Genomic DNA, 14,109 nt, shown 5'->3' with positions numbered 1-14,109 from the left:
TAGCGTCCAGCCATCATCCATCTGACGCGCAAACAAAAAGCCCCGCATGGCGCGGGGCTTTTCCAATCGGAGCGTTTGGCTTACTTGGCCGGTTGCTCAACCATGGTTTCCTTCACGGCGTCGATCACAACTTCAACGCGACGATCAGACTCGATGCAAGCCTTGATTTCGGCATTTTGCTTCTTGTTCTTCGCGTATTTCGGGAACTTGGCCTTGCACTCTTCGGTCATCTTGGCTTCGGCCTTGCCCTTGCCTACGGAGGTAACCTTGTCAGCCGGCACGCCTTCGTTCACGAAGTAGGCCTTAACGGCGTCAGCACGCTTCTGGGACAGAGCGTTGTTCAGCTTGTCGGAACCCATGAAGTCGGTGTAACCATCAACTTCCACGCCGTTCAGATAGCCCTTGCCAGCGTGAGCCTTCAGCTTGGCAACCAGCGGGTCCAGTTCGTTCTTGGCGTCAGCGCGCAGGACGGACTTGTTGAAGTCAAACAGCACCTTGGCGGACAGGGTCACTTTTTCCTTCATCGGAACCAGGGCCGGCTTCTGAGCTACCGGAATCGGAGCCGGCTTGGCCGCTTCGCGGTCGCCGCACTCAACCAGACCATTGGCGGCCTTGTCGAAAGTGCCGGTGTGCCAGCATTCGCCATAGTTGTTGCGGACCACGGAGTCGGTGGACTGGTCAACGGCATAACCCGGTTTAGCAGCAAAAGCGCTAGCAGAAACCAACAGGGCGGCAACCAGTGCGCTCAGTTTCAGCTGTTTAGTCATGTTATTCCCTCTTTAATCTATAAAATGGGTAGCAATGCGGGCTGACGCAAAGACCACGCGAACAAGTTGACTGCAAACATCAGAGATGGCTACATGCTGTGTTGATGCAGTTAACCCGCACTATAGGAATCCAGCAACACCATGTCAACACGAGGCCGGCCGGCAAGCCTGCCAAACGTTGCACAAATGCATCACATTTCGCTAATTATCGTTAAGACCTGTCTCTCACACGCGACACATTACGATAGTGTGACGCGCCGGCGAAACAGTGGTTGCGGCTGCCGATATGTCACTTGATAGCCATCGCTGAAGGTATTGTAATAATCTTTCTCATTCAGCGCCTTGCCATCCTTGATCAGGAAGGCGTCAAAACCTACCTGCCACAGGGGATGAATCAAATCCTGCCAGACGTCGCCGACGGCCCGCAGCTCGCCGGCGAAATCATAACGCTCCCGCAGCAGTCTGGCGAGACTATAACCGCGCCCATCGGTAAAAACCGGAAAGTCAACGGCTATCACGGCCAGGCTGGCCAGATGCGGCGCCAGCCGCGCCGGATCGTCGTCCGGCGCCAGCCACACCCCTGTGCGCCCCGGCCGCGCCAGCCAGCCCGCCGGATCGGCCAGCCAGGCCGCGAGCGGCACGATCACATCCGCGTCGGCCGGCGCGGCGGGCAGCGCGCCTGATTCTTCCGCGCGCAGCAGCGTCCAGGCATCGATCTGCGCCTTGCCATCCTTAATGTACCGGGGCATAAACCCTCTCCTTGAATGGTTCCACGCCGACGCGGCGCAGGGTGTCGATGAAGCGCTCGCCATCCAGCCGCCGCTCCAGATAAACCTGAATGATCTTGCCGAAGGCCACCGGCACATCGGCCTGCGCAAATGAGGGCCCAATCACCTTGCCGATGGCGGTATCGCTGCCCTGGCTGCCGCCCAGCGTGATCTGATACCACTCCTCGCCGTTCTTATCGACGCCGAGGATGCCGATGTTGCCGATATGGTGGTGGCCGCAGGCGTTCATGCAGCCGGAGAAGTTGCAGGCGATGTCGCCCAGATCGTACAGATAATCGAGATCATCAAAAGTGCGCTGGATCGCGTTGGCGACGGGAATCGACCGCGCATTGGCCAGCGAGCAGAAATCCCCGCCCGGGCAGCTGATGATATCGGTCAACAGGCCGATGTTCGGCGTGGCCATTCGGTGCCGGCGGGCCTCCTGCCATAAGGCATGCAGGTCTTTCTGCGCCACATCCGGCAGCACCAGGTTCTGCTCATGCGCGACGCGAAGCTCGCCAAAGCCGAAACGGTCTGCCCAGTCAGCCGCCGCCTCCATCTGTTCGGCGGTGATGTCGCCAGGCGGCGCGCCGGTTTCCTTCAGCGACAGCACCACGGAGCGATAACCAGGCTGGCGATGAGGGCGGGTGTTGCGCTCATACCAGCGGGCGAACGCCTTGTCTTCGGCCAAGGGGCCTGTCAGTTCTGCCGGGTTGTCCGGCAGCGGCGGATAGTCGGGATCGGCGAAGAAGCTGGCGTAATGGGCGACATCCTCGTCGCGCAGCGTGGCCGGGCCATCCTTCAGATGCAGCCATTCGTCCTCCACCTTGGCGGCGAAGCCTTGCGGCGTCATCGCCTTGACCAGGATCTTGACCCGCGCCTTGTACTTGTTGTCGCGGCGGCCAAAGCGGTTGTACACGCGCAGCACCGCGTCCAGATAGGTCAGCAGGTGCTGCCTGGGCAGGAACTCGCGGATCACCTCGCCCACCATCGGCGTGCGTCCCAGGCCGCCGCCGACGATGACGCGGAATCCCGCCTCGCCGGCTTCGTTGCGGCTGACGTGCAGGCCGATGTCGTGGACCATGGTGGCGGCGCGGTCCTCCACGCTGCCGGAAACGGCGATCTTGAACTTGCGCGGCAGGAAGGCGAATTCCGGATGCAGCGTGCTCCACTGGCGGATGATCTCGCAATACGGCCGCGGATCGAACAGCTGGTCGGCTGAGACGCCGGCAAAGGCATCGGTCGTGGTGTTGCGGACGCAATTGCCGGAGGTCTGGATCGCGTGCATTTCGACGGTGGCCAGCTCCTCCAGAATGTCCGGCACGGTTTCCAGCGCCGGCCAGTTGAACTGGATGTTCTGGCGGGTGGTGAAGTGGCCGTAGCCCTTGTCGTAGCGGCGGGCGATGTCGGCCAGCTTGCGCAGCTGCTCGCTGCGCAAATGGCCGTACGGGATGGCCACCCGCAGCATGGGCGCGTGGCGCTGGATGTACAGGCCGTTCATCAGCCGCAGCGGACGGAACTCATCTTCCGACAACTCCCCGGCCAGGAAGCGGCGCGTCTGGTCGCGAAACTGGTCGACGCGCTCGCGCACCAGGCGATGATCTACTTCATCGTATCGATACATGGTTGGATTCCAGCGGGAATGCCGACGGCGATGGCCGGCGGGTCAGACGGGGCTTTGCAGCGGGCTAGCCTTCGCATGCAGCCCGCACTCCTTGGTTTCCGGGTTTTCCCACCACCAGCGGCCGGCGCGGACATCCTCGCCCACGCTGATGGCGCGGGTACAGGGCGCGCAGCCTATAGATGGATAGTGGCGGTCGTGCAGCGCGTTGTACGGCACCTGGTTTTCCTTCAGGTACTGCCACACCTCAGCCTCGCTCCACTCCAGCAAGGGGCTGAACTTCCACAGGCTGTTGTCGGCATCGTATTGCTTATCCGCCAGATCCTGCCGCGTCGGCGATTGCTGGCGGCGCAAGCCGGTAATCCAGGCGGAGCGGCCTGCCAGCGCGCGCTTCAACGGCTCCAGCTTGCGCACGGCGCAACAGGACTGGCGCAGCGCCACGCTCTGGTAAAAGCCGTTGATGCCGTGCAGGTTGACGTATTGCTCGGTGGCGGCGGTATCCGGGAAGTACACCGTGACCGGATGGCTGGGGTAGCGCTCGGCTACTTTTTGCATCAGATCATAGGTTTCCGCAGGCAGGCGGCCGGTATCGAGGCTGAAGCTGCGCAATGGCAGATTCAGGCGCGCGATCAGATCGGTCAGCACCATGTCTTCGGCGCCGTAGCTGTTGGCCAGCAAGGCATCGGGATGCTCGGCGGCAATGGTTTGCAGCAGCGCCGCGGTGGCGGCTAGTTTGGATTCCAAGCTCATCAAGCGCTCCGGGAATGGTTCCAGCTCATCCTAACCAAAGGGCTTATAAACCTAAAAGAATATTGTGTTAGTATTTAATGACTACAGGTTTTATAGAGGACAGGCCGTCAACATGAAGCTACAACAACTGCGCTATCTGGTGGAAGTGGCCAAGCAGGGATTGAACGTCTCGGAAGCGGCCGAGAAACTGCACACTTCGCAACCGGGCATCTCCAAACAGATCCGCCTGCTGGAGGATGAGCTGGGCATCCAGGTATTCATCCGCAACGGCAAGCGCGTGGTATCGGTCTCCGAACCAGGCAAGGAAGTGCTGCGCATCTCCGAACGCATCCTGCGCGAGGCGCAGAATCTCAAGCGCGTCGGCGAGGAATTCTCGCGCGAATCGGAAGGCGCGCTGACCATCGCCACCACTCACACCCAGGCTCGCTACGCGCTGCCGCAGGCCATCGCCGAATTCGTGCGCCGCTACCCCAAGGTGCGGCTGTCGCTGAAACAGGGCAGTCCGACGCAGATCTGCGAAATGGTGGTCTCCGGCGAAGCCGATCTGGCCATCGCGACCGAGGGCATCTCCTTGTACAAGGAGCTGGCCATGCTGCCCTGCTACGAGTGGAATCGCTCGGTGGTGGTGCCAGCAGGCCATCCGCTGGCCGAGCTGAAGCAACCGATCTCGCTGGCCGACATCGCCCAGTATCCCATCGTCACCTACGATTTCGCCTTCGCCGGCCGCTCCAAGATCAACAAGGCCTTCGCCGACCTTGGCTTGAACGCCAACGTGGTGCTGACCGCCATCGACACCGATGTGATCAAGACCTATGTCTCGCTGGGGCTGGGCGTGGGCATCATCGCCAGCATGGCCTTCGAGCCGGAGCGCGATCGGCACCTGGTGGCGATAGACGCCAGCCATCTGTTCGAACCGTCCACCACCAAGATCGGCATCCGCAAGGACGCCTATTTGCGCGGCTTCGCCTACACCTTCATCGAGCTGTTCGCGCCGCATCTGCACCGCCGCGAAGTGGATTCGGCGCTGCTGGCGCATGATGTGGATCTGGATGAATAGCTTCTCCAGCCAGCCCGGCCGCAGCGACAAGCGCAAGCAGTTTATTGCCACGAACCCCACGAAATGATACGAAAGCGGTAAGCCACCGGCCCTCATCGTCAAACCGAATACCCGGCAGGTTCACCCCTTGATGGTTCGTGTTTTTCTTGGATTTCGTGGCTCAACTGAAATGCCTGGCATGCGCCATCGCATCAGGCCAAAACGACAACGCCCCGGCAAGCGGGGCGTTTTCCATGATGCCGGCGCGGCGCTTACAGCGTCAGGCCGCCGGTGACTTCGATGGCGGCGCCGTTGATGTAGCTGGCCTCGTCCGACGCCAGGAAGGCGTAGACGTTGGCGATCTCCACCGGATCGGCCATGCGGCGCATCGGCACCTTGTCTTCCATCGCTTGCAAGACCTTTTCCGGCATCGCCTTCAGGATGGGCGTGGCGACAAAACCGGGGCAGACGGCGTTGGAGCGGATGCCCTTCTTGCCCAGTTCCTTGGCCCAGGTCTTGACGAAGCCGATCACGCCGAACTTGGCCGCCGCGTAGTTGGTCTGGCCGAAGTTGCCGTAGACGCCCACCACGGACGAAGCGTTAAGGATCACGCCGCCGCCCTGCTCCACCATGGTGTCCACCACGGCGCGGGCACAGTTGTAGACACCCTTCAGGTTGATGTCGATGACCTTGTCGAACTGGTCTTCGGTCATTTTGGTCAGTTGCGCGTCCTGCACGATGCCAGCATTGTTGACCAGCACATCGATGCGGCCGCAGCGGTTTTTCAGATCCGCCACCATCTCGGCGATCTGCCCCTTGTTGGTCACATCCACCTTGTAGCCATAGGCTTCGCCGCCCAGCGCTTTCAGTTCGCCGACCACGGCGTTGACTGCCTCCTGGTTCAGGTCGCACACCGCGACGATGGCGCCCTCCTTGACGAACTTCTCGGCGGTGGCCTTGCCGATGCCGCTGGCGGAGCCGGTGATGATGGTGACTTTCCCTTTTAAGCGCATATGGTTTCCTTCTCTCACTGCTTTGCAGATCTCATCAGGTCGCCCGAGGGCGGATGAGGACCAGATGTCTCCGGCATCGACCTCCCTGGCCGGGTCCCTGATTATTGTTATCGCGCCTGAGTGGGACGCATGAAAAAGGCGGGAGTTTGTGCACTGCAATATAGCGCACCCCCTCCCGCCGGTAAAGTTACGAGCCGCGACAGCTCGTAACCAAATTACTCCAGGCCCTTGCTGGCCAGGTAATCTTCATAGTTGCCGGTGTAGTAGTCGTAGCCGCCCTTGCCGTCGAGCTCCAGCACGTGGGTGGCCAAAGAGCTTACGAATTGACGGTCGTGCGAAACGAAGATCAGCGTGCCCTTGTACTTTTCCAGCGCCATGTTCAGGGACTCGATCGACTCCATGTCCATGTGGTTGGTCGGCTCGTCCATGATCATGACGTTCGGCTTCTGCAGGATCAGCTTGCCGTACAGCATGCGGCCCTTTTCGCCGCCGGACAGCACGCGCACCGGCTTGCCCACCTCGTCGCCGCCGAACAGCAGGCGTCCCAGCGTGCCGCGGATCACTTGCTCGTCGTCGCCTTCCTGGCCCCACTCGCGCATCCACTCGGTCAGTGTGGCATCGCTGTCGAACTCCGCTTCGTGGTCCTGGGCGAAGTAGCCGATCTGCGCCTTTTCCGCCCACTTGATGGAGCCGTAGTCGGCGGTCAGGCCTTCGGCGAACTTGGGATCGAATGCGCCGGCCAGCAGCTTGACCAGCGAGGTCTTGCCCGCGCCGTTGGGGCCGATGATGGCCAGGCGGGCGCCAGCTTCCAGAATCAGGTTCAAGTCCTTGAACAACACCTTGTTGTCGTAGGCCTTGCTGAGGTTTTCCACTTCCACCGCCTGGCGGTGCAGCTTGAACTTGTCATCCATCTCGAAGCGGATGAACGGGTTCTGGCGGCTGGACGGCTTCACTTCCACCATCTCGGACTTCAGCTTGTCCACCTGCTTCAGACGGCTGGTTGCCTGGCGCGCCTTGGACTTGTTGGCGGAGAAGCGGGCCACGAACTCCTGCAGTTCCTGGATGCGCTCCTTGGCCTTGCTGTTGGAGCTCAGCTGGCGTTCGCGGGCCTGGGCCGAGGCGATCATGTAGTCGTCGTAGTTGCCCGGGTAGATGCGGATGGTGTTGTAGTCCAGATCCGCCATGTGCGTGCACACCGAATTCAGGAAGTGGCGGTCGTGCGAGATGATGATCATGGTGGAGTTGCGCTCGTTGAGCACGTTCTCCAGCCAGCGGATGGTGTTGATGTCCAGGTTGTTGGTCGGTTCGTCCAGTAACAGGATGTCCGGATTGGAGAACAGCGCCTGCGCCAGCAGCACGCGCAGTTTCCAGCCCGGCGCCACTTCGCTCATCGGGCCGAAATGCTGCTCCACCGGAATGCCCACGCCCATCAACAGCTCGCCGGCGCGCGCCTCGGCGGTATAGCCGTCGTATTCGGCGAACTTGGCTTCCAGTTCGGCCGCGTGCATGTAATCTTCTTCGGTGGCTTCCAGGTTGGCATAGATGGCGTCGCGTTCGCTCATCGCCGCCCACATCTCGGTGTGGCCCATCATCACCACGTCGATCACGCGCTGATCTTCGTAGCCAAACTGGTCCTGACGCAGTTTACCCAGGCGCAAGCCGTTCTCGATGGCGACTTCGCCCGCGGTTTGCTCCAGGTCGCCACCCAGAATCTTCATGAAAGTGGATTTGCCGGAACCGTTGGCGCCGATCAGGCCGTAACGGTTGCCTTCGCCGAATTTGACGGAAACCTTCTCGAACAAAGGTTTCACGCCAAACTGCATCGTAATATTGCTTGTGGTAATCACGCTTGAGGATCCTTCAGCCGTAAGCCGTAAGTATCGGAAAAACGTAGGATTCTAGCACAAGCGCCATGAATTCCCGAAGCCTGCCGCCGTTGTTCGCCATGAACTTTTGCCAGCCAGACGAATTCCGCTACAATCGTAAACCTTGTAAATCCTTATTCCAGATAGGCAGAACTATGCTTACCGGCAGCTTGGTAGCGCTCGTGACCCCGATGTCTAACGACGGCGAGGTGGATTTTGCGGCGCTGCAACGATTGGTTGAGTTCCACATCGAAAACGGCACATCCGGCATCGTCGCCGTCGGCACGACTGGCGAATCGGCCACCCTGTCGGTGGAAGAGCACATCGAAGTGGTCAAAGCGGTGGTCAAATACGCCGCTGGCCGCATCAAGGTGATCGCCGGCGCCGGCGGCAACGCCACCAGCGAGGCCATCGAGTTGGGCCGCCTGTCTGCCGAAGCCGGCGCCGACATGGTGCTGTCCGTGGTCCCCTACTACAACAAGCCGACTCAGGAAGGCATCTATCAACATTTCAAGGCCATCGCCGACCACAGCCCGCTGCCGGTCATTCTTTATAATGTGCCGGGCCGCACCGTGGCCGACATGAGCAACGACACCGCGCTGCGCCTGGCTGCGCACCCGAACATCGTCGGTCTGAAGGACGCCACCGGCGACATCGGGCGCGCCTGCGACCTGGCGCTGCGCGCGCCGGAAGGCTTCGCGCTGTACTCCGGCGACGACGCCACCGGCATGGCCTTCATGCTGTGCGGCGGCCATGGCGTGATTTCGGTCACCGCCAATATCGCGCCCAAACTGATGAGCGAGCTGTGCGTGGCCGCCACCTCCGGCAACACCGCCCAGGCGCGCGCCATCAACGACAAGCTGCAAGGCCTGCACAAGCAGCTGTTTGTCGAACCGAACCCGATTCCGGCCAAGTGGGCGCTGACGCGGATGCAACGCATCCCCGCCGGCATACGCCTGCCGCTGACGCCGCTGAGCGCCTCCGCCGAAGCGGTGGTCGAAGCGGCCATGAAACAAGCCGAAGTCATTTGATCATCCCCTGCTTGATGGGAGTCCGCATGAAACGCAGCGCGTCCGTCGCGATCCTGCTGGCAACCGGCCTGTTGGCCGCGTGCAGCAGCACTCAACAACCCCTGAGCAAGAATCTGGACTACAAGTCCGATGCGCCGAAAACCACCGGCAACAGCCTGGAAGTGCCGCCGGATCTGACCGCGCCGCAAGTCCAGAACAAATACAACCTGCCGAACGGCGTGGTCTCCGCCGCTGACGACGCCACCGCGCCGGCCGTATCTTCCCCGGTCGCCGTGAACCAGCTGGACAACATCAGGATGGAGCGCGCCGGCACCCAACGCTGGCTGCTGGTCGGCAACAAGAAGGCCGCCGAGCTGTGGCCGGTGCTGAAAGCGTTCTGGCAGGAAAACGGCTTCGTCATCAAGACCGAAGATCCGGCGCTCGGCATCATGGAGACGGACTGGGCGGAAAACCGCGCCAAGCTGCCCAACGACGGCCTGCGCAAGCTGCTGGAAACCGTGGGCCTAGGCAGCGTCTACTCCACCGGCGAGCGCGACAAGTTCCGCATCCGCTTGGAAAACACGCCGCAGGGCACCGAGGTGTACTTCTCGCACCGCGGCATGGAAGAGGTCTACGCCGACAACAGCAAGACCAACACCATCTGGCAGGCCCGCCCGGCCGACCCGAACCTGGAAGCCGAGCTGCTCGGCCGCTTCATGATCCGTTTAGGCCTGACCGAGGACAAGGCGAAAGCCCAGGTTCAGCAGACCCTGGCCAAGCCGGTCAAACCGCAGGACCCGATCATCGACGGCCAACTGCAGCTGTCCGACGGCTTCGACCGCGCCTGGCGCCGCGTCGGCCTGGCGCTGGACCGCGTCGGCCTGGTCGTCACCGACCGCGACCGCTCGCAAGGCCTGTACTACGTGAAGCCGGCCAAGAGCGAAACCGACAAGGAAGAAAGCGGCGGCTTCTGGTCCAGCCTGGCCTTCTGGAAGAGCAGCGATGGCAAGACCGTCAAACCGAGCGAACAGGAATACCGGATCAAGTTGCAGGAACTGAACAACGGCGCCACTTCGCTGCAGATCCAGGACAAGCAAGGCAAGCCGCTGTCGGACGAATTCGTCAAAGCCGCGCTGGGCAAACTGCAAACCGAACTGCAATAAAACAACAGCCGTCAGCACAAACGCAACAGCCCGCACGATGCGGGCTGTTTTTATGCATAACTCATCTGATTGACCGGTTTGATGAATGATCAGCCCATTGGGCAAGCCCTCTCAAGCGCAAATCGCCAGTATGTAACGCTTTGTATTTCGCAAGCGATTCTGTGGTTTTTGCATCAAATCAGCCAATAGACAAACATGCTCTCTGGAAAAAGAACGCAAAAAAACCGGCCGAAGCCGGTTTTTTTGTTGTTGCTTTCCGCGAATTACTTAGCAGCGGAAGCAGCCGGAGCGGAAGCCTCAGCAGCCGGAGCGGAAGCGGCCGGAGCGGAAGCCTCAGCAGCCGGAGCGGAAGCGGCCGGAGCGGAAGCTTCGGCAGCCGGAGCGGAAGCTTCAGCCGGAGCTTCTTTCTTACCGCAAGCGGACAGGGCTACGGCCAGCAGGGCAGCAACGAGGAGCGACTGTTTCATTTTTTCTTTACCTTTGAGGATAAGTTGAACAAGACGTCAGTTATCGCACGGTCTCGACGAAAAGCCGCGCGACTGAAAATCCATCAGTGAGCAAATTGTATCACGAAAAAAATGGCTGTATAGAGGGCAAAAATCTAAAAAAACCACATAGCCGACCCGAGCCGGCCAATAGGCCGCACAGACGCAAAAACGGGCGTTTGCACGCGAAATATTCACGTTCCGAGCGTTGCCAATTCGATACAAGCCAAGAATTTGTGGTCATTCTACAACAACGTCTGATAAATGCCAGTACCCCGACAGATAACCATCGAACAGCGTGGCCAGCATTTCATCGGAATAGCTTCCCGCCGGCAGGCGACGCAGATTGCCAAAACGCCGCCAGGCATCCAGATCTGCATCCGCAGCTTCCACCTTTTCGCCATTGCAATAGACGCAGGCGTCGCAGAACAATATCTGGCTCTTGCGATCCAGCGCCAAGCCCCGCGCCGCCACCGCCAGGGCAAACTCGTCTTCATCGAGCTCATCTTCCGGCGCGTCATAGAACACGTGCGCCTTAGGCTCCGTCAGGTAATGGCCGAGGAAATCGCACACCGTGTCCTTATCCCAACGTATTTGCGACAGCAAACCGGCCACCTGCTCTATCATCTCGTCGCCGATGCGGGCCGGCTCGGCCTGCAGCTTCAGATTCGGATCGGCATACACGCCGTCCAGGCACATGCGGTCCTGCAGATACACCAGGAACTGCGTCGCCAGCTCCTGCGCCGGCGGCGCGCGGAAACCGATCGAATACGTCATGCCCGGCTCCAGCGCCACGCCGTAGTGCGCGCAATGCGGCGGCAGATACAGCATGTCGCCATGTTCCAGCACGAACTCCTGTTCGACCCGGAAATCCTTCAGCACGCGGATAGGCGCGTCCTCTATGAAGTCATCGTCATGCTGCGAAGAGATCTGCCAGCGCTTCTTGCCGCCCACCTGCAGCAGAAACACGTCATAGGCGTCGAAATGCGGCCCCACGGTGCCGCCAGGCGGCGCGTAGCTGATCATCAGATCGTCCAGCCTGGCATAAGGGATGAAGTTGAAACGCCACAGGATGTCGTCGATATGCGGCAGATGATGGTTGACGCCCTGCACCAGCAGCGTCCAGTCGGTTTCGCCCAGCCGGCGGAAACGCGAGGCGCGGAACGGGCCGCGCTCCAGGTGCCACTTTTCGTTCTTGTATTCGATCAGCCGCGACTCGGCATCGTCGCGCTGCGCCAATTGCGACAGTACGGAAAAATCGACATGCGGGCCGACATCGGTCAAGGCGCCGCGGATCAGCAGCGGCTTCTTGTGCCAGTACTCGGCCAGAAAGTGTTCGGGCGACATGCCGCCCAGCAGGTTTACAGTATTCATCGGTTTTTTCACGGGCTCATTCACCCGTCTATGGTTTACAATACGGCCAGGCGCACAGACGCCCTATCTTGCGGAGGAAGGAACACCCTGGTGCCTGCCCCTGTCAAGTTTTTTTACCATCCTCACGGATAATCGACTCATGCAAATCGCCAAAAACACCATCGTCACGCTCCACTACGAGATGTTCGACGCCGAAAACAACCTGCTCGACAAGACCGAAGAGCCGATCAGCTACCTTCACGGCGGCTACGATGGCATTTTCCCGCTGGTGGAAGAGGCGCTGGAAGGCAAGAACGTCGGCGACGCCGTTGACGTCAAGCTGACCGCCGACGACGCTTTCGGCGATCCGGAAGAAGAGCTGATCCGCGTGGAAGACCTGGAAGTATTCCCGGCTGACGTGGAAGTCGGCATGGTATTCGAAGCCGATGATCCGGAAACCGGCGAACTGCTGCTGTTCCGCGTCACCGACATCGCCGACGGCAAAGCCGTGGTCGACGCCAACCACCCGCTGGCCGGCATGAACATCCGCTTCGCCGCCAAGGTTGTGGAAGTGCGCGCCGCCAGCGCCGACGAAATCAGCCACGGCCACGCCCACGGCGAACACGGCCACCATCACTGATAGCCTCAGGCCAGCGATGACGCAGGCGGACCCGCGGGTCCGCCTTTGTTTTGCCCGCAAGCTGCGCTCAGTGCCCGCGCCGCGCCAGCCGAATGAAGCCAAGCAGCGCCACCGCGCCCGCGATGCCTGCGCGCAGCCAGTAGTCCGCATACATCGCGCGCTGGCCCAACAGCCATGCCAGAGCGCCGCTCAACAACACCAGCAGAATCATTTCGGCGGTGCGCTCGACATCCCTTGGCCAGCCGCCGGGCCAGCATCGCGCCAGCGCCAGCCGCATCGTTCCCCAGCCCAGCAAAGCTCCGGCCAGCAGGTCCAGCGGCCAATGCACGCCGATGGCGATGCGCGACAGCGCCACCAGCGCGGCCAAGCCATAACACGCCCATCGCCCCGCCCTGCCCATGCCTTGGCAGACAAAGGCCGCCAGCGCCGCCGAGGCCAGGGCGTGGCCGGACGGGAATGAGCCGTTGCCGGGCAGCCGATCCAGCAGTTCCACCGTGCCCGGCGGCAACACCAATGGCGGCCGCGGCACATTGAACCCCGCCTTCAAACCGATGGACAGGGCGATCCCGACGACGCCGGCGACGATCAGCGCCGGCAAGCGTTTGGGATCGCGCCAGCTCCAGGCCAGCATCAAGGCCAGCGCGGTAGGCCAGTCGCCAAAGATGCTGAGAAAGCGCCACAAGGGGGCCGGCAGCGCATTCAACATCCCATTCAGCGCAAGAAAGCCTTGCTGATTCGCCGGCGGCCAGATCAGCATGCCCGCGCCAAGCAGAGCCAGGACGCAGGCGGGCCAGAATCGCTTCAAGCAAGACATGGCTCAGCCCACTTTCCGTCCGATGGTGATACGGTCCTGACCGGCCAGATCGCGGATGGTTTCCACCGCCAGCAGGCCGGCGGCGGCAAACAGCCCGCGAACCGCCGCGCCCTGGTCGTAGCCATGCTCCACCATCAACCAACCGCCCGCCGCCAGCCGGGCCGGCGCGCCGGCGGATATCTCGCGCAGGCAGGCCAGTCCGTCTGCCTCATCGGTCAGAGCCCCGCGCGGCTCGAAGCGCAGATCGCCCTCGGCCAGATGATGGTCATCACGCTCGATATACGGCGGATTGGAGGCGATCAGATCGAAGCGCGCCGTCGGTTCCAGCGGCGCATACCAGCTGCCCAGCCGGAAATCGACGTTGGCGGCCAGCGCCTCGGCATTGCCGCGCGCCACCGCCAGCGCCTCGGCCGAGACATCCACCGCGCCTACCGTCCAGGCGGGCGCCTCCAGCGCCAGCGTCACGGCGATGACGCCGCTGCCGGTGCCCAGATCGACCACCCGCGCCGGGGCATTCTTGTCCACTTTTGCCAGCGCCAGTTCGATCAGATGCTCGGTTTCCGGACGCGGAATCAGCACCGCCGGGCTCACCTTGAAATCGCGGCCGTAGAATTCGCGCTCGCCCAGCAGATACGCCATCGGCTCGCCGGCCACACGCCGCGCGGCCAGCGCATCGAATGCCGCCTCGACGTCTGGCGGCAGCGCTCGCTCCGGATAGCCGATGATGGCGGCGTGGGTCAGCTCCGGCCAGGCATGCATCAGCAGCATGCGGCTCTCCAGCCTGGGCAGGGAATGGCGGCGCAGCGCCTGTTCGATAGTCAGCAT

General features: G+C 61.6%; 13 protein-coding genes. 4 read left to right on the top strand and 9 right to left on the bottom strand.

Annotation, left to right across the window (positions count from 1 at the left end):
* Window positions 1-80 precede the first annotated feature (80 nt).
* The 4 genes from QUG01_RS08475 to QUG01_RS08460 all read right to left on the bottom strand — a co-directional run bounded on the left by QUG01_RS08475 (window position 81) and on the right by QUG01_RS08460 (window position 3,905).
* Window positions 81-767, bottom strand: coding sequence for an OmpA family protein (locus QUG01_RS08475; protein WP_500829745.1), 687 nt, complete (start codon window positions 765-767; stop codon window positions 81-83).
* Between the two features lie 239 nt (window positions 768-1,006).
* Window positions 1,007-1,516, bottom strand: coding sequence for a DUF934 domain-containing protein (locus QUG01_RS08470; protein ID WP_500829744.1), 510 nt, complete (start codon window positions 1,514-1,516; stop codon window positions 1,007-1,009).
* On the bottom strand, window positions 1,500-3,158 hold the full coding sequence (locus QUG01_RS08465; RefSeq protein ID WP_500829743.1) for a nitrite/sulfite reductase: 1,659 nt from the start codon (window positions 3,156-3,158) through the stop codon (window positions 1,500-1,502). The genes QUG01_RS08470 and QUG01_RS08465 overlap by 17 nt, the downstream gene beginning before the upstream one ends.
* A 42-nt stretch (window positions 3,159-3,200) precedes the next feature.
* Window positions 3,201-3,905 carry a phosphoadenylyl-sulfate reductase gene (locus QUG01_RS08460; RefSeq protein ID WP_500829742.1) on the bottom strand — a complete coding sequence of 235 codons (705 nt, stop codon included), beginning with the start codon at window positions 3,903-3,905 and terminating at the stop codon, window positions 3,201-3,203.
* A gap of 112 nt (window positions 3,906-4,017) precedes the next feature.
* On the opposite strand from QUG01_RS08460, the gene cysB reads away from it, so the two are divergent.
* Window positions 4,018-4,962, top strand: a complete 945-nt coding sequence (gene cysB, locus QUG01_RS08455; RefSeq protein WP_500829741.1) for an HTH-type transcriptional regulator CysB — start codon at window positions 4,018-4,020, stop codon at window positions 4,960-4,962.
* A 251-nt stretch (window positions 4,963-5,213) separates the two neighbouring features.
* Here cysB and fabG read toward each other — a convergent pair whose 3' ends face one another.
* Window positions 5,214-5,954 carry a 3-oxoacyl-ACP reductase FabG gene (gene fabG, locus QUG01_RS08450; protein WP_500829740.1) on the bottom strand — a complete coding sequence of 247 codons (741 nt, stop codon included), beginning with the start codon at window positions 5,952-5,954 and terminating at the stop codon, window positions 5,214-5,216.
* Window positions 5,955-6,169: 215 nt separating this feature from the next.
* On the bottom strand, window positions 6,170-7,801 hold the full coding sequence (locus tag QUG01_RS08445) for an ABC-F family ATPase (protein WP_500829739.1): 1,632 nt from the start codon (window positions 7,799-7,801) through the stop codon (window positions 6,170-6,172).
* 173 nt (window positions 7,802-7,974) lie between these two features.
* Between QUG01_RS08445 and dapA the strand changes: the two genes are divergently transcribed.
* Entirely contained in the window at window positions 7,975-8,850 is an 876-nt protein-coding gene (dapA, locus tag QUG01_RS08440; protein WP_500829738.1) for a 4-hydroxy-tetrahydrodipicolinate synthase, read from the top strand.
* 26 nt (window positions 8,851-8,876) lie between these two features.
* Window positions 8,877-9,992, top strand: coding sequence for an NlpB/DapX family lipoprotein (bamC, locus tag QUG01_RS08435; RefSeq protein ID WP_500829737.1), 1,116 nt, complete (start codon window positions 8,877-8,879; stop codon window positions 9,990-9,992).
* 725 nt (window positions 9,993-10,717) lie between these two features.
* Here bamC and QUG01_RS08430 read toward each other — a convergent pair.
* Window positions 10,718-11,851, bottom strand: coding sequence for a ribosomal protein uL16 3-hydroxylase (locus QUG01_RS08430; protein WP_500829736.1), 1,134 nt, complete (start codon window positions 11,849-11,851; stop codon window positions 10,718-10,720).
* 139 nt (window positions 11,852-11,990) lie between these two features.
* Here QUG01_RS08430 and QUG01_RS08425 point away from each other — a divergent pair, with 139 nt between their 5' ends.
* Window positions 11,991-12,470: an FKBP-type peptidyl-prolyl cis-trans isomerase gene (locus QUG01_RS08425; RefSeq protein WP_043620513.1), complete on the top strand. Its 480-nt coding sequence runs from the start codon at window positions 11,991-11,993 to the stop codon at window positions 12,468-12,470.
* 67 nt (window positions 12,471-12,537) lie between these two features.
* Here the strand turns inward: QUG01_RS08425 and QUG01_RS08420 are convergent, their stop codons facing one another.
* A complete protein-coding gene (locus tag QUG01_RS08420; RefSeq protein ID WP_500829735.1) occupies window positions 12,538-13,227 on the bottom strand; it encodes a phosphatase PAP2 family protein in 690 nt (229 codons plus the stop codon).
* 60 nt (window positions 13,228-13,287) lie between these two features.
* The gene (gene prmC / locus QUG01_RS08415) at window positions 13,288-14,106 is read right to left on the bottom strand and encodes a peptide chain release factor N(5)-glutamine methyltransferase (protein ID WP_500829781.1); all 819 of its coding nucleotides are present in this window, start codon (window positions 14,104-14,106) and stop codon (window positions 13,288-13,290) included.
* Between the last annotated feature and the right edge of the window lie 3 nt (window positions 14,107-14,109).

It is taken from the genome of Chromobacterium sp. CCUG 76385, assembly GCF_059916625.1.
Note: the sequence above shows the minus strand (reverse complement) of the source record. Positions and strands in the feature narration are given on the sequence as shown.

Coding starts and splice junctions, on each gene's coding strand:
- QUG01_RS08475 (WP_500829745.1), bottom strand. CDS start 767: ATGACTAAACAGCTGAAACTGAGCGCACTGGTTGCCGCCCTGTTGGTT.
- QUG01_RS08470 (WP_500829744.1), bottom strand. CDS start 1,516: ATGCCCCGGTACATTAAGGATGGCAAGGCGCAGATCGATGCCTGGACG.
- QUG01_RS08465 (WP_500829743.1), bottom strand. CDS start 3,158: ATGTATCGATACGATGAAGTAGATCATCGCCTGGTGCGCGAGCGCGTC.
- QUG01_RS08460 (WP_500829742.1), bottom strand. CDS start 3,905: ATGAGCTTGGAATCCAAACTAGCCGCCACCGCGGCGCTGCTGCAAACC.
- cysB (WP_500829741.1), top strand. CDS start 4,018: ATGAAGCTACAACAACTGCGCTATCTGGTGGAAGTGGCCAAGCAGGGA.
- fabG (WP_500829740.1), bottom strand. CDS start 5,954: ATGCGCTTAAAAGGGAAAGTCACCATCATCACCGGCTCCGCCAGCGGC.
- dapA (WP_500829738.1), top strand. CDS start 7,975: ATGCTTACCGGCAGCTTGGTAGCGCTCGTGACCCCGATGTCTAACGAC.
- bamC (WP_500829737.1), top strand. CDS start 8,877: ATGAAACGCAGCGCGTCCGTCGCGATCCTGCTGGCAACCGGCCTGTTG.
- QUG01_RS08430 (WP_500829736.1), bottom strand. CDS start 11,851: ATGAATACTGTAAACCTGCTGGGCGGCATGTCGCCCGAACACTTTCTG.
- QUG01_RS08425 (WP_043620513.1), top strand. CDS start 11,991: ATGCAAATCGCCAAAAACACCATCGTCACGCTCCACTACGAGATGTTC.
- QUG01_RS08420 (WP_500829735.1), bottom strand. CDS start 13,227: ATGCTGATCTGGCCGCCGGCGAATCAGCAAGGCTTTCTTGCGCTGAAT.